The sequence below is a fragment of the Marinomonas pontica genome, assembly GCF_036322735.1.
GTDB classification, from domain to species: domain Bacteria; phylum Pseudomonadota; class Gammaproteobacteria; order Pseudomonadales; family Marinomonadaceae; genus Marinomonas; species Marinomonas pontica.
Genome location: NZ_AP027271.1, coordinates 1288375 through 1310471 on the forward strand (window position 1 = coordinate 1288375; position 22097 = coordinate 1310471).

General features: G+C 43.3%; 19 protein-coding genes and 1 tRNA gene. 14 read left to right on the forward strand and 6 right to left on the reverse strand.

What is annotated here, in order from left to right; genetic code table 11:
* Positions 1–81: 81 nt before the first annotated feature.
* Positions 82–1584, reverse strand: a complete 1503-nt coding sequence (gene nhaB / locus AABA11_RS06040; protein WP_265729190.1) for a sodium/proton antiporter NhaB — start codon at positions 1582–1584, stop codon at positions 82–84.
* A gap of 253 nt (positions 1585–1837) precedes the next feature.
* On the opposite strand from nhaB, the gene sohB reads away from it, so the two are divergent.
* Entirely contained in the window at positions 1838–2878 is a 1041-nt protein-coding gene (sohB, locus tag AABA11_RS06045) for a protease SohB (RefSeq protein ID WP_338266272.1), read from the forward strand.
* Between the two features lie 103 nt (positions 2879–2981).
* Here the strand turns inward: sohB and AABA11_RS06050 are convergent, their stop codons facing one another.
* From AABA11_RS06050 to folX, 3 genes are read right to left on the reverse strand one after another with little or no spacing between them, the layout of a single operon-like run.
* Positions 2982–3776 (reverse strand): CsiV family protein, encoded by a 795-nt coding sequence (locus AABA11_RS06050; RefSeq protein WP_338266276.1) that lies wholly within the window; start codon positions 3774–3776, stop codon positions 2982–2984.
* Positions 3773–7186, reverse strand: a complete 3414-nt coding sequence (gene mfd, locus AABA11_RS06055; RefSeq protein ID WP_338266278.1) for a transcription-repair coupling factor — start codon at positions 7184–7186, stop codon at positions 3773–3775. The genes AABA11_RS06050 and mfd overlap by 4 nt, the downstream gene beginning before the upstream one ends.
* A 1-nt stretch (position 7187) precedes the next feature.
* The gene (gene folX, locus AABA11_RS06060) at positions 7188–7562 is read right to left on the reverse strand and encodes a dihydroneopterin triphosphate 2'-epimerase (protein ID WP_265729195.1); all 375 of its coding nucleotides are present in this window, start codon (positions 7560–7562) and stop codon (positions 7188–7190) included.
* A 438-nt stretch (positions 7563–8000) separates the two neighbouring features.
* Here folX and AABA11_RS06065 point away from each other — a divergent pair, with 438 nt between their 5' ends.
* From AABA11_RS06065 to sthA, 9 genes are all read left to right on the forward strand, one after another.
* On the forward strand, positions 8001–9338 hold the full coding sequence (locus AABA11_RS06065) for a Na(+)-translocating NADH-quinone reductase subunit A (protein WP_338266280.1): 1338 nt from the start codon (positions 8001–8003) through the stop codon (positions 9336–9338).
* 3 nt (positions 9339–9341) lie between these two features.
* Positions 9342–10538, forward strand: coding sequence for an NADH:ubiquinone reductase (Na(+)-transporting) subunit B (locus AABA11_RS06070; protein WP_265729197.1), 1197 nt, complete (start codon positions 9342–9344; stop codon positions 10536–10538).
* A complete protein-coding gene (locus tag AABA11_RS06075; protein ID WP_265729198.1) occupies positions 10531–11328 on the forward strand; it encodes a Na(+)-translocating NADH-quinone reductase subunit C in 798 nt (265 codons plus the stop codon). Before AABA11_RS06070 ends, AABA11_RS06075 begins: the two co-directional genes overlap by 8 nt.
* Entirely contained in the window at positions 11328–11990 is a 663-nt protein-coding gene (locus AABA11_RS06080) for an NADH:ubiquinone reductase (Na(+)-transporting) subunit D (protein WP_265729199.1), read from the forward strand. Before AABA11_RS06075 ends, AABA11_RS06080 begins: the two co-directional genes overlap by 1 nt.
* Positions 11991–12599, forward strand: a complete 609-nt coding sequence (gene nqrE, locus AABA11_RS06085) for an NADH:ubiquinone reductase (Na(+)-transporting) subunit E (protein ID WP_255825250.1) — start codon at positions 11991–11993, stop codon at positions 12597–12599.
* A gap of 42 nt (positions 12600–12641) precedes the next feature.
* On the forward strand, positions 12642–13868 hold the full coding sequence (gene nqrF / locus AABA11_RS06090; RefSeq protein ID WP_265729200.1) for an NADH:ubiquinone reductase (Na(+)-transporting) subunit F: 1227 nt from the start codon (positions 12642–12644) through the stop codon (positions 13866–13868).
* Positions 13869–13931: 63 nt separating this feature from the next.
* A complete protein-coding gene (locus AABA11_RS06095) occupies positions 13932–14945 on the forward strand; it encodes an FAD:protein FMN transferase (RefSeq protein WP_265729201.1) in 1014 nt (337 codons plus the stop codon).
* A 33-nt stretch (positions 14946–14978) separates the two neighbouring features.
* The gene (gene nqrM, locus AABA11_RS06100) at positions 14979–15212 is read left to right on the forward strand and encodes a (Na+)-NQR maturation NqrM (protein ID WP_265729202.1); all 234 of its coding nucleotides are present in this window, start codon (positions 14979–14981) and stop codon (positions 15210–15212) included.
* A gap of 21 nt (positions 15213–15233) precedes the next feature.
* On the forward strand, positions 15234–16628 hold the full coding sequence (sthA, locus tag AABA11_RS06105) for a Si-specific NAD(P)(+) transhydrogenase (RefSeq protein ID WP_265729203.1): 1395 nt from the start codon (positions 15234–15236) through the stop codon (positions 16626–16628).
* Between the two features lie 66 nt (positions 16629–16694).
* On the opposite strand, the gene AABA11_RS06110 is transcribed toward sthA, so the two are convergent.
* Positions 16695–17246: a hypoxanthine-guanine phosphoribosyltransferase gene (locus AABA11_RS06110; protein ID WP_265729204.1), complete on the reverse strand. Its 552-nt coding sequence runs from the start codon at positions 17244–17246 to the stop codon at positions 16695–16697.
* 36 nt (positions 17247–17282) lie between these two features.
* Entirely contained in the window at positions 17283–18143 is an 861-nt protein-coding gene (locus AABA11_RS06115; RefSeq protein WP_265729205.1) for a YihY family inner membrane protein, read from the reverse strand.
* 331 nt (positions 18144–18474) lie between these two features.
* Here AABA11_RS06115 and AABA11_RS06120 point away from each other — a divergent pair.
* The 4 genes from AABA11_RS06120 to clpX all read left to right on the forward strand — a co-directional run bounded on the left by AABA11_RS06120 (position 18475) and on the right by clpX (position 21997).
* Positions 18475–18551, forward strand: a tRNA-Arg gene (locus AABA11_RS06120).
* 118 nt (positions 18552–18669) lie between these two features.
* Positions 18670–19995, forward strand: a complete 1326-nt coding sequence (tig, locus tag AABA11_RS06125) for a trigger factor (RefSeq protein WP_265729206.1) — start codon at positions 18670–18672, stop codon at positions 19993–19995.
* Positions 19996–20069: 74 nt separating this feature from the next.
* Complete coding sequence (gene clpP, locus AABA11_RS06130) at positions 20070–20702, forward strand: ATP-dependent Clp endopeptidase proteolytic subunit ClpP (protein WP_265729207.1); 633 nt, start codon at positions 20070–20072, stop codon at positions 20700–20702.
* 14 nt (positions 20703–20716) lie between these two features.
* Positions 20717–21997, forward strand: coding sequence for an ATP-dependent protease ATP-binding subunit ClpX (clpX, locus tag AABA11_RS06135; protein ID WP_338266289.1), 1281 nt, complete (start codon positions 20717–20719; stop codon positions 21995–21997).
* Positions 21998–22097: the final 100 nt, after the last annotated feature.

The window sequence follows — 22097 nt, forward strand, 5'->3', positions numbered from 1 at the left end:
CTCAATTTTACAAGTTGAGTAACCCAAATTTAAAAAAGCCTTCAAATAACATGAAGGCTTTTTTTGTGCCTATGGAAGAGGCTACAGTAAGTACGTCACACAAAGGCCACCAACAATACTGAGTACTATTGTGTAAGGCAGAGCCATCCATACCATTTTGCCATAAGACAATCGCAATAAAGGTGCGATGGCAGATGTCAGTAAAAATAGGAACGCGGCCTGTCCATTCGGTGTGGCTACGCTTGGTAGATTGGTGCCGGTATTCACTGCGACCGCTAAGGTATCAAAATGCTCGCGAGTTATGGCGCCTGAATCCAGTGCGGCTTTGATTTCATTAATATAAACCGTTGCAACGAAGACATTATCACTGATCGCAGAGAGCAGTCCGTTTGCGATAAACAACATGAGAGGTTGGCTATCGGTGGGCATATTCAGCACAACATCAATGACTGGTTGAAATAAATGTTGAGAATGAATGACGGATACAACAGTGAAAAATACCACTAATAACGCTGTGAAAGGCAGTGATTCTTCAAATGCGTGACCGATACGATGTTCTTCAATGATGCCATTGAATGAGGTTAATAGGACGATAACCATCAAACCGACTAAACCAACTTCAGCAACATGGAAAGCAAGGGACAGTATCAAAACGATAGCGACAACACCTTGAACAATCAGCTGTGCTTTTGTTTTGTTGGTGTGTTTTTGGCTTTCCTCTTTTTCAAAATTATTTAGAATGTCTCGAACGGTATCTGGTAACTGTGCACCGTAGTCAAACCAAGCTGTTTTCTCTAAAACGATAACGGTTAGTAGTCCACAAATTAGGACCGGTATCGAAACAGGCGCTACATGAAGAAAAAATTCACCGAAGTTCCAGCCTGCGACTTTAGCAATGAGCAAGTTTTGTGGTTCGCCAACTAAGGTTGCGACACCGCCAAGTGCTGTGCCAACGGCTCCGTGCATAAGAAGATCACGTAAAAAAGAACGAAACTCATTTAAGTCCTCAGTGTTCACCGGCAAGATGGAGTCGTCTTTTCCGTGGTCGTGGTTTTTATTGGAGCTTTGGCCGGAAGCGGCCTTGTGATACACCGAATAAAAGCCGACGCCAACACTAATAAGTACGGCTGTGACGGTTAATGCGTCTAGAAAGGCAGAGAGCAGGGCGGCAGAAAAACTAAAGATCAACGAAATAACGATTTTCGATTTAATTTTTACAAGCAGTTTATTAAAGATAAATAGCAGCATGTCTTTCATAAAGTAGATGCCGGCCACCATGAACATCAAAAGCAAAATAACTTCAATGTTATGAGAAACTTCATTGTACACCCCTTCTGGAGAGGTTAGCCCAAGTACAACGGCTTCAATAGCTAACAAGCCGCCAGGTTGTAAGGGGTAGCACTTTAGAGCCATGGCCAGCGTGAAAATAAACTCAATAATTAATAGCCATCCTGCGACGAATGGCCCTAATACGACCAAAACGATAGGGTTGATGATCAAAAAAGCTAGGATTATTTGTTTGTACCAAAGTGGCGAAGCACCGAGGAAGTTTCTTCCAAATGATTGGGACAGTGACGGCGTCATTGATTGCTCCTTTATAGAAAGGCACTTAAATGTGCAAAAAAATTAACAGGATTTTTCTACTTTATTGAGGCAATCAAAAAAAATCTTGTTAGCTTTCTTATAATTATTTTTACTAGGAAGGCTTTTCAAAGTGTGCAGATAATAAGGCAAATACAAAACAGTATCTATAGCGTTATATCATTGAAAGAGATTGTTATTTACAAAAATACCCCCAGTATACCTAGAGCTTATGACTATTTAGGGGAAATAAAAATTGGAATTTTTAGCGGATTACGCGGGTTTTTTATTAAAGCTTTTGAGTGTGGCTTTGGTGATTGGTTTTCTTTTGGCGATGTTATCCAGTGGGAAGCGTAAATCCCAGCCAGGAAGTTTGTCGGTGGTTAAGTTAAATGAGCGTTATGACGCCATGAAAGAGGAGCTTGATCGCCAGTTACTGGACAAAAAGACGCTTAAAAATATTGAGAAAGAAAAGAAGAAAAAGGAAAAAGCAGAAAAAAAATCGCAGAAAAAGTCGTTTAAAAGCCCTGAAGAAGAGTCGAAGAAGCGACTGTATGTTCTGGATTTTGACGGTGATATCAAAGCCTCTGCGGTTGAGTCAATGCGAGAAGAAATTACCGCTGTTTTGAGTGTTGCTAAGCCGCAAGATGAAGTGGTGGTGCGATTAGAAAGTGGTGGCGGTGTAGTGCATGGTTACGGTTTGGCGGCTTCTCAGTTGCAACGTATTCGTGAGGCCAATATCCCGTTGACGATTTGTGTCGATAAAGTGGCGGCCAGTGGTGGTTATATGATGGCCTGTGTTGCCGATAAAATCATTGCAGCCCCTTTTGCAATTCTTGGTTCTATTGGTGTGGTTGCTCAAATCCCCAATGTGCATCGATTGCTTGATAAAAGTTTGATTGATGTTGAGCTGCATACGGCAGGTAAATACAAGCGTACCTTAACGATGCTGGGTGAGAATACCGATGAAGGGCGTGAGAAGTTCAAGCAGGATTTGGAAGACACTCATGGGTTGTTTAAGCGTTTTGTGTCCACTCAGCGCCCGCAACTTGATATTGAAGGTATTGCAACAGGTGATACATGGTATGGCTCTGAAGCGTTAGAAAATAAACTGATAGATCAAGTTATGACAAGTGATGCGTATTTGGTTTCGCATTACGATGCAGCGGAAGTCATACAGGTGGTTTATAAGCAGCCGAAAGGAGTGGCTGAGCGATTGGGCTTGTCATTTTTCTCAGCATTGGAGCAAAAAGCCGTGTCGTGGATTGGTCGATTGACTCAGACTCGAGGTTATTAATTCATCCAAGTTCCCATGAGATGAGAGTGTCGAATACAAAAAAAATGGGAGGTGCTTTGTATCTCCCATTTTTTATTTCTTAGCTGGCCAGCTCTACGGCTGTTTAGTTAGATAGCTCGTTGGTGCTTTCTAACTCTGTGTAATTCAAGCTTGCACCCGTTTCGGGGGCGACTGTTTGTAGGGCGATTTTTTCGATCGCGTCTTCCAGTTCGATCGGCTCAAAATACAGCAATGTGCCAATGGTTGGATGATCAAGATAATTTACTTTTTTGCTGGCGGTTTTGTTGCTTTGGTTCAGGGTTAGTACCAACGCTGGTTCAAACTCTTTAAATTCAGGTGCTGTGTTTGTGTTGGCTACTTGAAATGGTGAGGCACTCATTTCTGACAGTGTGTTGTGTGAGTCTGCTTGTACATAATCTGGAATGGTGAAGCTATCAAATAAATAATGTTGATAATGTATGTCTGATTCCAAATAACGGCCCAATTTGATGGCGATATGGCCTGTTAGCTCTGGGTAGTTGTCTTTTGTTTGTTGGCTGTAAAATTCTTTTTCAATTCGATCGCCGGGGTATTTGAAAATCAACGTCCAGCTTTTGTTTACTAAGATGTTCACATGTCTGCCAATCTTTTCCTCTATGTTGCCAAATGGTGCCGCGTTGTCAGTCTCTTGAGAAGCGTCGTTGGCCGCCACGTCTTCGTCTGTTAGTCTGAGCAACTGCTTCGTTGATAAGACGTTTTTGTAATCGACCTGTTCAGTCGATTGGTTTTCAGGCCAGGTGAATGTCACAAGATAAGCTTGGTAGGCTCTGGCTGTGTCTGGGTTTATTTGCTCTTCTTCTGCGAAAAGCGTGGTACTTATCAGGGAGAGTGATAAGGCGATCGTGAGTAAAGATTTCAATGTAATAGTTCCAATGTCATGGTGGTTTGTTGGAAGCGCTCTTCGGCACTGTTCATTGGTGTTAGGAATTTCAATGTGTCTGATCCGACTAACTTATAACGATCCGGTTTGGTTTGGATCAGTTTTATGAGTTTCATTGGATCAACGGGTGTTTTCGCGCTAAAGAATATTTTACCTTCTTTTGAGTTGGCTTCAATTTTGTTAATACCTAAGCTTTCGGCTTTCAACTTGAGCTCGGTTTGTCGGAAAAGGTTTTTCGTCGCATCAGGCAATAGGCCAAAGCGGTCGATCATTTCGACTTGAAGATCTTTTAATTCTTCGCTGCTCTTTGCGCTGGCTATGCGTTTATACAGGATCAATCGTGAATGCACATCGCCTAGGTAGTCTTCAGGGATCAATGCTGGGACACGCAGGTTGATGTCTGTTTGTGCTGGAGAAGTGATGTCGATGTCGGGCGACTCACCATTTTTAAGCGATTTAACGGCTCTGTCTAACATGTCCATAAACAGTGAAAAGCCTACGTGTTCAATGTGCCCACTTTGGCCGTCACCGAGTAACTCACCTGTTCCCCGAATCTCCAAATCGTGAGTGGCCAGTGTGAAACCAGCGCCCAGTGTATCTGCTAATGTAATGGCCTCTAGGCGTTTCTCAGCATCTCCCGTGACTTTGCGGTCGTTTGGGGTGAGCAGATAAGCGTATGCTTGATGATGAGATCGGCCGACTCGACCCCGCAATTGATGCAGCTGGGCTAAGCCAAACTTATCAGCACGTTCGATAATGATGGTGTTGGCATTTGGTATGTCGATGCCTGTTTCTATAATAGTAGAGCAGACCAGCACGTTGGCTCTTTTGTGGTAAAAGTCGGACATGACTTGCTCTAGCTCTCGCTCACGCATCTGACCATGGCCAACAATGACCCGTGCTTCGGGGATCAACTCTTCTAGTTCTTCAGCCGCTTTTTGGATGGTTTGAACTTCATTGTGTAAGTAGTAAACCTGTCCTCCACGATGCAGCTCTCGCAAAATGGCTTCTTTTATTTGGTGTTCGTCTTTTTGCTTAACGAACGTTTTTACAGACAGGCGTTTCGCTGGCGGTGTGGCAATAATCGACAAATCCCGAATGCCAGACAGTGACATGTTAAGTGTTCTTGGGATGGGGGTGGCGGTCAAGGTGAGAATGTCTACTTCTGCTCTCAGTGCTTTAAATTGCTCTTTTTGTTTGACGCCAAAGCGATGCTCTTCGTCGATGATGACCAGCCCTAAATTAGCGAACTTGACGTCACTTTGGATGAGTTTGTGGGTGCCAACAACAATGTCTGCTTTGCCAGATTCTAGTCGGTCAATTGCTGCGTTAGATTGTTTGCCGGAGCGAAAGCGTGACAAGAGTTCGACTTCAACTGGCCAATCAGCAAATCTGTCGCAAAAATTTTCATAATGTTGCTGAGCCAGCAGTGTGGTTGGCACTAATACTGCCACTTGCTTGCCATCTTGTACGGCGAGGAAGGCGGCGCGCATGGCGACTTCCGTTTTACCAAACCCCACGTCACCACACACCAAGCGGTCCATTGGTTTTTTCGAAGACATGTCTTTCATTACGGCATCAATGGCCATTTGCTGGTCTGGGGTTTCTTCAAATGGAAAGCCCGCAGCAAACAATTCGTATTGGTCATCGGGTTTGGCGAAAGCGTAACCCACACGGGCTTCGCGCTGGGCGTAAATTTCTAATAGCTCTGCGGCGGTATCGCGGGCTTTTTCAGCGGCTTTTTGTTTTGCGACACTCCACTTGTCGGTACCCAGTTTGTGCAGCGGGGCGGTGTCTTCATCTGCGCCTGTGTAACGAGAAATAAGCTGCAAAGACGAAACGGGCACATACAGTTTTGCGTCATTCGCGTAACCTAGAGTCAGTAATTCGGTTTCTTGTCCGTCTATTTCGAGGTTGGTTAGGCCTAAATAGCGACCTACACCATGATCAATGTGCACAACCGGAGCGTTAAGTCTCAGCTCGGTGAGGTTGCGAATAATCGCGTCCTCGCTGATGTTGTTGTGTTTATTCCGTCGGCGATGCTGAGAAACACGCTCGCCCAATATCTCACTTTCCGGAATGAGAACGATCTCGTCACCGATCACAAACCCACGACCTATGTTGCCTTCAGTAATGGCGAGGCCTTTGGTTGACTTTGTAAATGCGGCCCAGTTTTCAACGTGTTTGGGTTTGATGTTGTGCTTTTTTAGCAATTCTAATAGTGCTTCTCGGCGACCGGCTGATTCGGCAACAATCAATACTCTGGCCGTGGTTTGTGCTAAGAAGGTTTGAAGTTTGCTGAGTGGTTGAGCGGCTTTGGAGTCTATTTTGACGTTTTCCAAAGCCTTATAAATCGTGTGCTCGCCTTCGTTTGAGAAAATGACATTGGTATATTGATTTAGCAGCCCGAAAAGCTCGTCTTCTTTTAGGCAGATTTCGTCCGGTTTGAGAATGGGGCGCTCAATGTTGTAGTTCAACGATTCGTGTCGACTGCGGTAATCTAGCTGAATGCTGGCAAATTGATCGTTGAAATTATTGGATCGAATAATCAGGGTGTTATCTGGCAGATAGTCGAAGACACTGGCGGTTTTTTCAAAGAAAAGAGGCAGGTAATATTCAATGCCTGCCGGGATTATCCCGCTGGAGATGTCTTGGTAAAGGGGGCTAGACAGTGGGTCTGCGTCAAAGTGTTCTCGGAAAGCCTGTCTAAAGTGTTGGATGCCCTGAGGTGTGGTCGGAAACTCTTTGGCTGGCAGCATTTTTATTTCAGTGACTTTGCTGATGCTGCGTTGGGTTTCAGGATCGAACCAGCGAATGGACTCTATTTCGTTGTCAAACCAGTCAATTCGTATGGGGCTTTCTGCTCCCATTGGGAAAACGTCCATCAGTGCGCCGCGGATCGCATATTCGCCATGTTCGTGTACGTTGTCTACATTTAAGTAGCCTGCGTTGGTGAGCTTTCTGGAAAGTTGCTCTAAGGGTAATTCTTGTCCTTCACTTAAGTGAAAACGTTGGGCGTCAAGGTGTTGCTTTGGGCAAAGGCGAGTCAGGCATGACGCAACAGTGGTTAATACAATCGGGTTTTTCGTTTCTGTCAGTTTTGCCAGTGTTTCGAGGCGCTGCGAAATGATGTCTTGATGAGGGGAGAAAGCATCATAGGGGAGTGTTTCCCAATCACTAAATCGTAAAATCTCGCTGTTTTTTTGATTTAAAAACTGTATTTCGTCTTCAAGCTCGTTGAGTTCAGCAACGGTGTTTGCCATGAATAGAATAGGTTGTTTGTGTTGCGCCGCAATGGCTAATATTTGCAGCGCTGAACGACTGCCATCTATGCCATGGATTAGATTTTTGAAGCCGGGCTTTTGAGTGATTGAGACAGATTCTGACATGTTAGGCTTGTGGTTCTCTTGTGGCGGACAAGGTTAAGGACACGGAGTCGGCAAAGCGCAAAGCGTGTGGCTTAGCTACTTCGACCTTTGCAAAAGTGACGTGATCGGCAGACATACAAAGTGCGAGTAGGTCGGCGGTTAGCTTTTCGAGTAAAAGAAAGCGGTTGTTTTCAGTGTGCGCTATCATTTCTTTGCAGATGGTTCGATAGTTTACGGCTTTTTCCACGTTGTCGGTGTCGTACGCTTGGGTTGCAGGGTAATGAATCCATGCATTGATGATGACGTCTTGTTTGTTTTCTTTTTCTGATTCATTGAATCCTATATAGGTTCGTAAACGTAAGTTTTTAATGTGGATTTGAGCTTCAGGTTTGATCATCACTTTCTTCCGTGTTCTGGCCTACAAGTATTGAGGCGATATTGTGTCGTTTTAGATTGGGGATGGCAACTCACTATAGTACGAGGTGAAGCGTTGTTTGGATTGATTTACTTGAATTTTATGTATTCATGCTCGATCTAAATCTATTTTCGGGGTGTTTTTCGTAATAAAACAACAAACAAATGGTTTTTTTTGGGCCTGCAAGTACGGTAATAAGGACAAAGTAGTACTTTTAAATAAAAGTTGGTGCTTAAAGACGGCGTCATGAGCTGGTCAATGGCAGGAATGATCTTTATAATACGTCGGTTTTTTGGTGAAGTGAGTTTGCGTTTTACAATGTCTTTAATGTCGTTGTTCGTTCATGCATGATTTCCCGGAGGGGGGTGTGAGCAATTCGCATTACGCTTTTTGTGTTCAATTTATTGTTGGGCAGAACATATGTATAAAATTACAAAAGGCCTAGATCTACCGATCTCAGGTGCTCCCAATCAAGTGATTGAGGCGGCTGCTGTTGCTAAAACGGTTGCTGTTATCGGTCCTGACTATCATGGAATGAAACCCACCATGTTAGTTAAGGAAGGGGATAAGGTTAAAAAAGGTCAAGTTATCTTTACAGATAAGAAAACGGAAGGCGTGAAATACACGGCTCCTGCTTCTGGTACGATAACGGCGATCAACCGTGGCGAAAGACGTGTTTTTCAATCGATTGTCATTAATGTAGAAGGCAACGAGTCTGAAACCTTCGCTTCTTATTCTGGTTCAGAGTTGAAATCTCTAGAGCGCAGCAAAGTCGTAGATAATCTGGTTGACTCTGGATTATGGACCGCATTTCGCACTCGCCCATTCTCTAAAGTGCCTGAAATAGCGTCCGCGCCACGTTCCATTTTTGTTACCGCTATTGACACTAACCCTCTTGCTGCTTCCCCTGAAGTTGTGCTTGCAGATCAAGCCGAAGCATTTGCTGACGGCCTGACTGTATTGACGCGTTTGACGGAAGGTAAGGTGTTTCTATGTAAAGCACCTGGAGCAAAAATTCCCACTACGTCAGATGTGGCAGTAGAAGAATTTGCGGGTGTTCATCCAGCGGGTCTTGCTGGTACACACATTCATTTTCTTGATCCAGTAAGCGATAAAAAAACAGTATGGTCAATTAACTACCAAGATGTGGTAGCGATCGGCAAACTGTTTGTTACGGGTGAATTGAGTGTCGAACGTGTTGTGGCTGTTGCTGGTCCTCAAGTTAAGAAGCCGCGTTTGCTTCGTACTCAAGTTGGTGCCAATTTAGACGGTCTTTTGGCTGGCGAGTTAGCAGAAGGAGATAATCGAGTTATTTCTGGATCTGTGCTTTCTGGTCGTAACGCTAAAGGGCCTTACGCTTTCTTGGGTCGTTACCATAGCCAGGTATCTGTATTGCTAGAAGGTCGTGAGCGTCAAATGATGCATTACCTTCGTGCCGGTGTAGAAAAACATTCTATTATGAATGTGTTCTTGTCAAAACTCACTGGTAAAAAATCATTCGATATGACAACCACTACCAATGGTAGTGATCGTACTATGTTGCCGTTGGGTAATTTTGAGCGCGTTATGCCGCTTGATATTCTGCCAACTCAACTGCTACGAGCGTTGGTTGTGAATGATACAGAGCAGGCTCAAAAGCTTGGTGCGCTTGAGTTGGACGATGAAGATTTGGCTTTGTGTACTTACAGTTGCTCAGGTAAGTTCGAATATGGTCCGATCCTTCGTGATTGCCTAACTCTAATAGAGAAAGAGGGTTAATTCATGGGGCTTAGAAAAGTACTCGATAAAATAGAACCTGAGTTTCACTCAGGTGGTAAATATGAAAAATGGTATGCACTGTTCGAAGCAGTAGATACGATTTTTTATCGTCCAAGTTCTGTTACTAAAAATGGTTCACATGTTCGTGATGCGGTTGATATGAAGCGCATTATGATTTTGGTGTGGATGTGTACCTTCCCTGCGATGTTCTTTGGTATGTATAACATTGGCTTCCAAGCGAATACTGCAATGGAAGCGATGGGAGTGGCACCTGCCGACTCTTGGCGTCATGCCATTATCGGTGGCTTGACCAGCTACAGTGCGTCAAGCATTTGGGACAACATGATTTACGGCGCAATGTACTTCTTGCCTGTGTATCTTGTTACTTTTGTGGTTGGTGGCTTCTGGGAAGTGTTGTTTGCTTCTGTGCGTAAGCATGAAGTTAACGAAGGTTTCTTTGTAACCTCTATCCTATTCTCTCTTTCTTTGCCTGCAACTGTGCCTTTATGGCAGGTCGCTCTTGGTATCACCTTTGGTGTTGTCTTGGCGAAAGAGGTGTTTGGTGGAACAGGTAAAAACTTCCTTAACCCAGCACTAGCGGGTCGTGCTTTCCTATTCTTTGCGTACCCAGCATCTATGTCTGGTGATGCGGTTTGGACAGCTGTAGACGGATTCTCTGGTGCGACAGCGCTAAGTCAACTTGCTGCCGATGGTGTGGCAGGTCTTACCGTTGCTTGGTCTGATGCATTCTTTGGCTTTATTCAGGGCTCAATGGGTGAAACATCGACTTTGGCTATCTTGATCGGTGGCGGCGCATTGCTTGTGATGAGAATCGCTGCATGGCGTATTGTTGCTGGTGTTATGTTGGGCATGATTCTGACCTCTGCATTGTTTAATGTTATTGGTTCTGACAGCAACCCAATGTTTGCAACGCCTTGGTATTGGCACCTTGTTTTGGGTGGTTTTGCCTTTGGTATGATGTACATGGCTACGGATCCAGTATCTGCGTCAATGACGAACCGTGGTAAGTGGTTCTATGGTGCGTTGATTGGTTTGATGGTTGTGCTGATTCGTGTTGTTAACCCTGCATACCCAGAAGGTATGATGTTGGCAATTCTTTTCGCGAATTTGTTTGCGCCATTTATTGACCACTTTGTTGTTCAGGCAAACATTAAACGGAGGATTGCACGCAATGGCTAGCAGTAACGATAGTATTAAAAAGACCATTATAGTTGCTTTATCTTTGTGTTTGGTTTGTTCTATTTTTGTTGCGGCTGCAGCAGTAGGTCTTAAGCCTATTCAGAACACCAATAAAGATTTAGACCGTAAACGCAATATTTTATCGGCTGCTAGCATGCTTGAACCAGGCAAGTCAGTTGATGAGATTTTCAAATCGGTTGAAACTCGTATTGTGAACTTGCAAACAGGTCAGTTTGCGACACAAGAAGAGCTTCAGACTGCAGGGATCAATGTAGCAACATTTGATCAGCAAGCAGCGGCCAAAGATCCAAGTTTATCGGTTTCATTGAAAGGTAATGATCCGGCAGGTATTAAGCGCCGTTCAAACTTTTCTGCGGTTTACCTTGTGAAGTCTGGCGATAATATTGATCGCATCATTCTGCCAGTGCATGGCTACGGCTTATGGTCCACTATGTATGGCTTTATGGCGTTAAAGAATGACTTCAATACCGTGATAGGTTTTGGTTTTTATGACCAAGCCGAAACACCTGGATTGGGTGGTGAGGTTGATAATCCTAACTGGAAAGCCCTGTGGAAAGGCAAGAAAGTCTATGATGACCAAGGTGAGGCTGTTATTCAGCTTGCCAAAGGTGGTGTAGATAGCTCTGATCCTAAAGCCATGTACAAAGTAGATGGTCTATCAGGTGCGACATTGACAAGCCGTGGGGTGACTCATCTTGTTCAGTACTGGTTAGGTCAAGAAGGTTTTGGACCTTTCTTGTCTCAGCTGCGTAGCGAAGGAGTTCAATAATGTCTGATGTGAAAAAAGTCCTTTTTGGGCCGATTCTTGCCAATAATCCTATTGCATTGCAAATATTAGGTATTTGTTCTGCATTGGCGGTGACAAGTAGTTTGAGTGTCAGTTTGGTTATGGCAATCGCCTTAACTCTGGTAACGGCTTTCTCAAGCTTTTTTATTGCGATTATTCGTAGCCATATTCCAAACAGTATTCGTATCATTGTTCAGATGATCATCATTGCTTCTTTGGTAATTGTGGTAGATCAGGTTTTGAAAGCATTTGCTTACGAAATCAGTAAACAGCTTTCTGTATTCGTTGGTCTTATCATTACGAACTGTATCGTAATGGGGCGCGCAGAAGCGTTTGCGATGAAGAATGGTCCTGTCATGAGTTTTGTTGATGGCATTGGTAATGGTTTGGGTTATAGCGCTATGTTGATCATAGTTGCTTTCTTCCGTGAATTGTTGGGTGCTGGCAAACTTTTTGGCGTGGAAATATTTGCTACTGTTCAGAATGGTGGTTGGTATCAGCCAAACGGTTTGATGTTGCTTCCACCTAGCGCATTCTTCGTTATTGGTTTGGTTATTTGGGCTTTGCGTTCTTACAAGAAAGAGCAAGTTGAAGAGCCTGAATTCAAGATTGCAGCGAATTCTCGTTCTCAGGAGGCGCTATAAATGGAACATTTAATAAGTCTATTTGTTAAGGCTGTTTTTGTTGAAAACATGGCGTTAGCTTTCTTCCTTGGTATGTGTACCTTTTTGGCATTGTCCAAAAAAGTAGAAACGGCGATAGGTTTGGGCATAGCGGTTGTTGTTGTTTTGGCAATCACGGTTCCTCTGAACAACTTGTTGTACCAAAATCTATTGGTAGATGGCGCGCTTGAGTGGGCTGGTTTACCAGGTGTTGATCTTAGTTTTCTAGGTCTATTGAGCTACATTGGTGTTATTGCTGCTGTGGTTCAAATTTTGGAAATGACTTTGGATAAATACATGCCAGCGCTGTACAACGCGCTTGGTGTGTTTTTACCACTTATCACAGTAAACTGCGCCATCATGGGTGCGTCACTGTTCATGGTTGAGCGTGATTACAACTTTGGTGAAAGTGTTGTTTACGGTGTGGGTGCTGGTGTTGGTTGGGCGTTGGCAATTGCTGCGCTAGCTGGTATTCGGGAGAAACTTAAATATTCTGATGTTCCTGCAGGTCTACGTGGTCTTGGTATCACGTTCATCACTGTTGGTCTAATGAGTTTAGGTTTTATGTCATTTTCTGGTGTGCAGCTTTAATTGGCTGCGCATACAGGCAACCAAGAATAAGGTTTAACTAACATGGTCAACTTAGAGATTATTCTAGGTGTGGTGATGTTCACAGCTATCGTGCTTGCATTAGTGGCAATTATCCTTGCTGCTCGTGCGCGCTTGGTAAGTACTGGGGACGTAACAATCCGCATCAATGGTGAAAAAGAAGTAACGGCTCCAGCTGGTGGTAAGTTGCTTCAAACTTTGGCGAACAGCGGCATTTTCCTGTCATCAGCTTGTGGTGGTGGTGGTACTTGTGCTCAGTGTAAATGTAAAGTGACTAGTGGTGGTGGCTCTATGCTATCTACAGAGCAGTCGCACTTTACTCGCCGTGATGAAAAAGAAGGTTATCGCTTATCCTGTCAGGTTTCTGTGAAGCAAGACATGGATGTAGAGGTACCTGAAGAGGTGTTCGGTGTTAAAGCTTGGGAGTGTACCGTTCAGTCCAACCCTAACTTGGCCACTTTCATCAAGGAATTAACGTTAAAATTGCCAGAAGGTGAAAACGTAGATTTCCGTGCTGGTGGTTATGTGCAGCTTGAAGCGCCTGCCCACACTGTACATTACAAAGATTTTGATATCGAAGAAGAGTACCGTGGTGATTGGGATAAATTTAACCTTTGGAAGTTTGTTTCTAAGGTAGATGAAACCGTTATCCGTGCTTATTCAATGGCTAACTACCCAGAAGAAAAAGGCATTGTGAAGTTTAATATTCGTATTGCTTCTCCGCCTCCAGGGAAAGACGATTTACCGCCGGGTCAAATGTCGTCTTATGTGTTTAGCTTGAAGCCAGGCGATAAAATCAAAGTGTACGGTCCATTTGGTGAGTTCTTTGCCAAAGATACTGATGCCGAGATGGTGTTCGTTGGTGGTGGTGCTGGTATGGCTCCAATGCGCTCGCACATCTTTGACCAATTGAAACGCCTGAATTCGAAACGTAAGATTTCTTTCTGGTACGGTGCTCGTAGTGTGCGAGAAGCATTCTATACTGAAGAGTACGATAAGCTTCAGGAAGAAAACGAAAACTTTGAATGGCATTTAGCACTGTCTGATCCTCAGCCTGAAGATAATTGGGAAGGGAAGACTGGCTTCATTCACAATGTGTTGTATGAAAGCTACCTGAAAGATCACCCAGCTCCAGAAGATTGTGAGTTCTACATGTGTGGACCTCCAATGATGAACGCTTCTGTGATCAAAATGTTGGAAGATCTTGGTGTTGAAAAAGAAAACATCTTACTTGATGATTTCGGTGGCTAGCACCCAAATAAAGGCCCACCAATTGGTGGGTCTTTGTTTTATTGGCAACTAAAAAGACGATGTATGCGTAAAAAAATACTATTTTTTGCTGTTCTATTTGTAATGGTTGCGGTTGTTTACCGCATGTCTGTGTTCAGCCCTGAACTGGTGAGTTTTTCTGGCCCGACCATGGGTACTACCTACACAGTGAAGTTTTTTTCGACGGAAGAGGTAGACGGTTCTTCCGGTCTAAAAGATGATGTTGATGCTGCCTTGGTTAAGGTGAATAAATTGATGTCTACCTACGATCCGAACTCTGAGCTGTCTTTGTTTAATAAATTGCCTGCGGGCCAATCTGCTACGATTAGTGAAGATATGGCGTACGTTATTGATAAGGCGTTATTAATAAGTGAAATGAGTGGTGGTGAGTACGATGTTACTATAGGCCCGCTGGTGAATTTGTGGGGATTTGGGCCAGGTAAGCGGGAAGATAAAGTGCCTAGCCAAGCTCAAATTGATGAGGCTAAGTCTCTTGTTGGTTACCGACTTTTGTCTCTTGACGGTCGTCGTTTGTCAAAAGATAAAGACATATACGTGGACTTGTCGTCTATTGCGAAAGGGTATGGCGTCGATGTCGTCGCAAAAGTATTAGAAGCACAAGGTGTTGACAGCTATTTGGTAGAGGTCGGCGGTGAGATCGTTTCAAAAGGCATGAAAGCGGATGGTTCTCCTTGGAGGATCGCGATCGAAAGTCCTGCAGGCGGCCACGATATTGCTGAGCGTGTTATTGCGATAACAAACGTAGCGGTTGCAACGTCAGGGGATTATCGCAATTATTTTGAAAAAAATGGTGTGAGATATTCTCATACGATTAGCCCTGTAACTGGGAAGCCGATTACACATAAATTGGTTTCTGTAACGGTTGTCGAAAAGACCACTACTATGGCAGATGGTCTTGCGACAGCAATTACCGTATTAGGGCCTGATAAAGGGCTTGAGTTTGCGCAAAAAAATGGCATTGCAGCTTATTTATTAGTGAAAACGGATTTTGGTTTTGAGGAGCGTTCCTCGGACGCTTTTAAGCCTTATTTAAACTAAAGAAGGCTATTCATTTATTTTGGGGGTGACCTTATGTTAACGATAGTTATGGCGTTTGTTTTAATGCTGTTGTTGGTTACAGCAATGTCTGTTGGTGTGTTAATGGGGAGAAAGCCTATTTCTGGTTCCTGTGGTGGCATGAGTGCCCTAGGAATGGAGGTGGCTTGTGATATTTGTGGTGGCGATAAAGGCAAGTGTGAAAAAGAAACAAAGAAAGGTATGGCGGCTACGGTTTCTGATGACACGTTCTACGACGCATCCAAATAATTGAACAAAGAAGAGGGTATTATGACGACGAGACATTATGATGTTGTGGTGTTAGGCACAGGACCTGCTGGAGAAGGTGCTGCAATGAGTGCAGCAAAAGCAGGTAAACGAGTGGCTGTTATTGAAGCGAGTTCGCAAGTGGGCGGAAGTTGTACGCATTTAGGAACCATTCCATCAAAAGCGTTGCGTCACGCTGTTAAAGAGATTATTGCCTTTAATACAAACCCAATGTTTCGTGATATCGGTGAGCCACGCTGGTTTTCATTTCCTAAAGTGTTGGATCGTGCTAATCGTGTTATTGATAAGCAAGTAATGGGTCGTACTGAGTATTACGCACGCAACCGTATTGACATTTATTTTGGTCGCGGCAAGTTCAAAGATGCGAACACAATCGAAGTGAATACTTATGAAAAGGGTCCAGAGTTGTTGGTTGCCAAAAAAGTGGTAATCGCGACGGGCTCACGCCCATATAGACCTGCAAATATCGATTTTTCTCATCCACGAATTTATTGTTCAGATACAATTCTGAGTTTGAGTCATACGCCTCGCTCTTTGATTATTTATGGTGCTGGTGTTATCGGTTGTGAATACGCATCTATCTTTTGTGGTTTGGGTGTGCGTGTTGAGCTAATCAACCCCGCTAAAAAACTATTGAGCTTCTTGGATGATGAAATCACCGATGCTTTAAGTTATCACCTACGCGATGGCGGTGTTTTGATTCGCCATAATGAGACATATGAATCTGTCGAAACGACCGAGCGTGGTGTTGTTATGCACATGGCGTCAGGTAAGAAGTTACGCGCGGATGCATTGCTATTCTGTAATGGGCGTTCCGGTAATACTGATAATTTGGGATTGGAGTCCATCAATCTTGAAGCGAACGGACGCGGCCAGCTGGCGGTAAACGATACTTACCAAACGCAAGTTGAAAATGTCTACGCAGCAGGAGATGTCATTGGTTGGCCAAGTTTGGCAAGTGCAGCCTACGATCAGGGGCGTGCAGCGGCAGCGAATATGTTTGGTGCTGTTGGCGGCGAATTCATCAGCGAAGTGCCAACAGGGATTTACACGATTCCTGAAATTAGCTCAGTAGGTAAAACAGAAGCGGAATTGACGGCTGAGAAAGTGCCTTACGAAGTTGGGCGTGCATTCTTTAAGAATACAGCTCGAGCTCAAATTACAGGTGAAGCGGTTGGAATGTTGAAAATTTTGTTCCATCGTGAATCTTTGGAGCTGTTGGGTATTCACTGTTTTGGTGACCAAGCCTCTGAGATTGTCCATATCGGGCAGGCGATCATGAAGCAACCTGGTGAGCAGAACACGTTAAAGTATTTCCTGAATACGACATTTAACTATCCGACGATGGCGGAAGCTTATCGTGTTGCTGCCTTGAACGGTTTCAATCGGGTATTTTAGTCCTTTTGAATAGCGCATAAAAAAAGCCCCATTTTGTAATGGGGCTTTTTTGTAAGTGCTCGGTGTTTAGCTGCCTTTAATTGCGTAAATTCCTTTTAGATTTCTAAAGAAGCCTTTGTAGTCCATGCCGTAACCGAATAAAAATCTGTCGGCTACATCTTCACCTACATAATCGGGTGTCATGTCTGTTTTTCTGTCGTGTAGCTTGTTTATGACCGTTGCTGTGTATACAGCGGTTGTTTCTTGAGCTTCCAGCCATTTAGTAATTGCTTGAAGTGTGTGCCCTTGGTCAAAAATATCATCGACTACAAGTACGTGTCTGTTTTTTAGGTTGGTTTGCGGGTAGCTTAACCAGTTAAGTGTTGCGCCTTCTGTTTCCATTCCATAGCGAGTGGCATGAATGTAATCGACTTCAAGTGGGAAGTTTAGTCGTTCTATTAGGGCAGCGGTTGGTATCAATCCACCGTTCATGACGCACAGAACAAGAGGGAGCTTATCTGATAAATCGGTTGTTATTTGTGCGGCCATTTTGTCTAGAGCGTCATTAAGTTGTGCTTCGTCGACTAAGCAATCCGCCTCTTCTAAAATTTTGTTTAGTTCGTTGATTGTATTTGTCATGGTGAGCCCTATCTTAAAAATTTTCGGGATTTTACATTAATCCTGACCAGATGCTAAGTTTTTCTGTTGAGAGGTGCTTTTAATGTTGTGCAGGGTGGCGCACAAGCAAATGGAAGTTAATACGATCAGCCATGAGCTTTGTAACCACACCAGAAAAATAGGAATGGCAGCAAATGCACCATAAACAACCTGGTAGCTTGTAAAGAACTGCGCGAACGAGCCAAAAATAGTATTAAGCAAATATAGACCAATGCTACCAACCAGTGCGGAAATAGCCGCCCATTTTATCGATACGTCAGCGTTTGGCGTTAAGAAGTTGAGCGTTAATAGCATAAAAAAATACAACACGATTGTCGCAAGCTCTAGCAAGTGGTTTATCCATGCATTGACTGGACTGTCGTGTATTTGCATGGAAATTAGTGTGCCGTATAAGCTTAATGATGCTGCAAAAATAATGGGTCCTAGTGTCAATATGGCCCAATAGGTGAGAAGGCGTTCTCTTAGCTTGCGTGGCTTCTTAATCTCCCAAATGGATTGAACGCTGCTTTCAAAACTGTTTAACAGTAGTAATGCAGTTAGAAATAAGGCAATTAAACCTGCTATGGGGAGGTTTTTGGTCTGCGCTGCAAATTTAATGAGATAAGGGAGCATGACCTCACTAGAGCCGGGCGCTAAGTGTTGCTCGATAAGTCCGAATAGTTGAGATTGCATTGCTTCAAGCGCAGGGGTGAAGCTCAGAATGCCAGCAATGATGGTTAAAATTGGGACAGCAGCAAGGAGACTAGATAACGTGAGTTGTGCGGCTTTTTGAGACAGATTGCTGTTTTTGAAACGGCTGATTGTGAGGTGACTATAACGTTTAAATATGAGGTAAAACTGATTTATTCGTTGCGACATCTCGTCTATTGCTCTGGCTGATTTGAGTCTGCTTACGATATCACAGCTTTAAAAAAAATATGAGACTTCTTGTTTGTGCACATTGCACAAACACAGTGCAACGTGGTTTGTTTTGGCGCATTGAGCTTGTTTTTATGTGGATCTAATTGTATTATTTATCTCGTTCCTTTTGTGATATTTGTACTTCGGAGTAGTAGATCAAAGCTATTCTAGGTTCCTTGGTTGCAAATAATCATTTTAGCCCAGTTTTGCTGGGCTTTTTTATGTCTATTGGTTGACGATTGCTATTCCATCCCTATAATAGCCCACCACATGAAATGTAATGAGCTTAGTTCCGTTAGCTCAGTTGGATAGAGCAACCGCCTTCTAAGCGGTAGGTCACTGGTTCGAATCCAGTACGGAGCACCATTTCAGTACATTACTTTAATTAAATATTATTTAGGTTTTGTTGGTTTAAATTAAATGCGCGTCATTGTTAATGACGTAATTGCCAGCAAATTAAAGCAAGTTCCCGAGAGGAAGTTTTATGCAAGTTTCTGTAGAGACAACGTCTCCAATCGAGCGCGTTCTTACTATTAGTGTTCCAGCTGCTCGTGTTGACGAAAAAGTAAATTCTGAAGTGGCGAAAACAGCGAAAACAATTCGCATCGATGGTTTCCGTAAAGGAAAAGTGCCTGTAAGTGTTGTTAAAAAACGTTACGGTCAAGGTATTCGTATTGACGCTGTTGAACAGATTATGCGTGATGCTTACGTTGAAGCGATTCAAAAAGAAGCGATTCAACCTGCTGGAATGCCATCTATTGAACCTAAGAACTTTACTGAAGGTGCTGACCTTGAGTTTGTAGTAAAAGTAGAAGTTTACCCAGAAGTAACTTTGGCTGATAACTCAGCTATTAAAGTTGAGCGTGTAGTGTCTGAAGTAACAGATGCTGATGTTGACACAATGTTGGAAACGTTGCGTAAACAGAACGCTGAATGGACTGCTGTTGAGCGTGCATCTGCGGATGGCGACCAAGTAACAATCGATTTTGTTGGTTACTTAGGTGACGAAGCCTTCGAAGGCGGTGCTGCTGAAGGTCATAAGTTAGTGCTGGGTTCTAACACAATGATTCCTGGTTTTGAATCTGGCATCGTAGGCGCTAGCGCTGGCGAAGAACGCACTATCACTGTAACGTTCCCAGAAGATTACCAAGCTGAAAACTTGAAAGGCAAAGAAGCTACTTTCAAAATCACAGTTTCTGACGTTGCAGAGCAAATTTTGCCTGAATTGAACGATGCTTTTGTTGAAAAATTCGGTTTAGAAAATGCGACCATTGAAGGTTTGCGTGCTGAAGTGCGTAAGAACATGGAACGTGAGTTAAATCAAGCGGTAAAAGCTAAGCTTAAGAATGCATTGTTTGAAGGACTGTCTTCAATCAACGAAGTAGAAGTGCCTTCTGCTCTTGTTGATCAAGAAGTTGATGCACTTCGTAAGCAAGCAGCTCAGCAGTTTGGTGGTCAAGGTTTTGATGCTTCTCAATTGCCTGCAGAGTTATTCCAAGACGAAGCGAAAAAACGCGCTAAGCTTGGTTTGTTAATCTCTGAAGTTATTAAGAAAGATGATTTGAAAGTTGATGATGACCGCGTTCGTGCTTTCTTAGAAGACATGGCTCAAGCCTACCAAGAGCCACAACAGGTTATTGATTTTTACTTAAAGAACAAAGAACAATTAGCGCAAGTTCAATCTGCTGTACTTGAAGAGCAAGTTGTTGATAAACTGTTAGAATCTGCTCAAGTTACTGAAGTAACTTTGGGATATGAAGACGCTATTAAGCCAAATGCCCAAGCTGAAGAGGCTGGGGAAGAAGCATAAGACAAGTCTTATCTTTTTTAATAAGGTCGACATAGCATTTGCTATGTCGACCTTTTTGTTTTAAGGAATGCGATATGAATTTGATGAATCCAACTACTGGCCCTGTAGCAATCACAAGCAATGGTCTTGTTCCGATGGTCATTGAGCAAACTGCTCGTGGTGAAAGATCATTTGATATTTACTCGCGCTTGCTTAAGGAGCGAGTGATTTTTTTAGTTGGTCAGGTTGAAGATCACATGGCTAACTTGGTTGTGGCTCAATTGCTATTTTTAGAGTCTGAAAACCCTGATAAAGACATTCATTTGTATATTAATTCTCCTGGTGGCTCGGTCACCGCAGGGATGTCTATTTATGATACTATGCAATTTATTAAGCCAGATGTAAGCACAATGTGTATTGGGCAGGCTGCTAGTATGGGGGCATTGTTGTTGACGGCTGGTGCCGCAGGTAAGCGTTATTGCTTGCCTAATTCACGAGTAATGATTCACCAGCCATTGGGTGGTTATCAGGGGCAAGCCTCGGATATTGAGATTCACACGCGTGAAATTTTAAGCATTAAACACAAGCTAAATGAAATTATTTCTTTTCATACAGGCAAGCCAATTGAGCAGGTTGCACAGGATACAGATCGTGATAATTTCATGAATCCTGAGACGGCAAAAGAGTACGGCTTGATTGATGAAATATTGCAAAAACGAAAAGTTTAAAAAGGGTGGAATAAATGTCGGATGATAATTTTAGCCGTGGCGACCACTCCGATCGGTTATTGTATTGCTCTTTTTGTGGAAAGAGTCAGGACGAAGTAAAAAAGCTTATTGCAGGTCCTTCGGTTTATATTTGCAACGAATGTGTTGATCTGTGCAATAACATTATTACGCAAGAGCTGTCTCAAATTAATGAAGATGGTGAGGCAACCGATGAGTTGCCAACACCGGCTAAGTTAAGTGCGGCTCTGGATGACTATGTTATTGGTCAAGATAAAGCCAAGCGTGTTTTGGCAGTGGCAGTATATAACCACTACAAACGTTTACGTCATCAAGGCAAGACAGACACAAGTATTGAGCTTGGTAAGAGTAATATTTTGCTCATTGGTCCAACAGGCAGTGGTAAAACATTATTGGCACAAACGTTAGCGCGTGTTTTGGATGTGCCTTTTACTATAGCGGATGCGACCACGTTGACAGAGGCTGGGTACGTTGGTGAAGATGTTGAAAACATCATTCAAAAGCTGCTGCAGAACTGTGATTATGACGTAGAAAAAGCGCAGCGTGGTATCGTTTATATTGATGAAATAGATAAAATTTCTAGAAAATCGGATAACCCATCTATTACTCGTGATGTATCTGGTGAGGGTGTTCAGCAGGCTTTGCTAAAATTGATTGAAGGTACTGTTGCATCTGTTCCACCTCAGGGTGGGCGTAAACATCCTCAGCAAGAATTTTTGCAAGTTGATACGTCAAACATCTTGTTTATTTGTGGTGGTGCTTTCGCCGGTTTGGAGCGTGTTATCACAGACAGAACGGAGAAAAGCAGTATTGGTTTCTCAGCAACGGTAAAAAGCAAAGAAGAGGGTAAGTCTTTTTCTGAGGCTGTTCACCGTGTAGAAACTGAAGACTTGGTTAAATTTGGTTTGATTCCAGAGTTTGTAGGTCGATTGCCGGTTGTGGCAACGTTGTCTGAATTGGATGAAGAAGCATTGATGACTATCTTAAGTCAGCCAAAAAATGCTTTGGTTAAGCAGTATCAGCACTTGTTTGAGCTTGAAGGTGTTGAACTAGAGTTTACTCCTGAATCTTTGCGTGAAGCAGCCAAATTGGCGCTTGAGCGTAAAACGGGTGCACGTGGTTTGCGCAGCATTTTAGAGTCATCATTACTTGATTGTATGTATGAGCTTCCAACGCGAAACGATGTGGCGAAGGTGGTGATGGATGCGGCATCTATTCGTGGTGACTCTGCACCTCTGATGGTGCTTGAAAAAGAAGAGCTTGCTAAAAACGCTTAATTTTTCAAAAAGTGATAGCTATAAAGCCGAAATGAAGCATTGTTGCTGATTTTCGGCTTTTTTTATGGTGTTTCGTTTTAAAACACTGTGTAGACTAAAT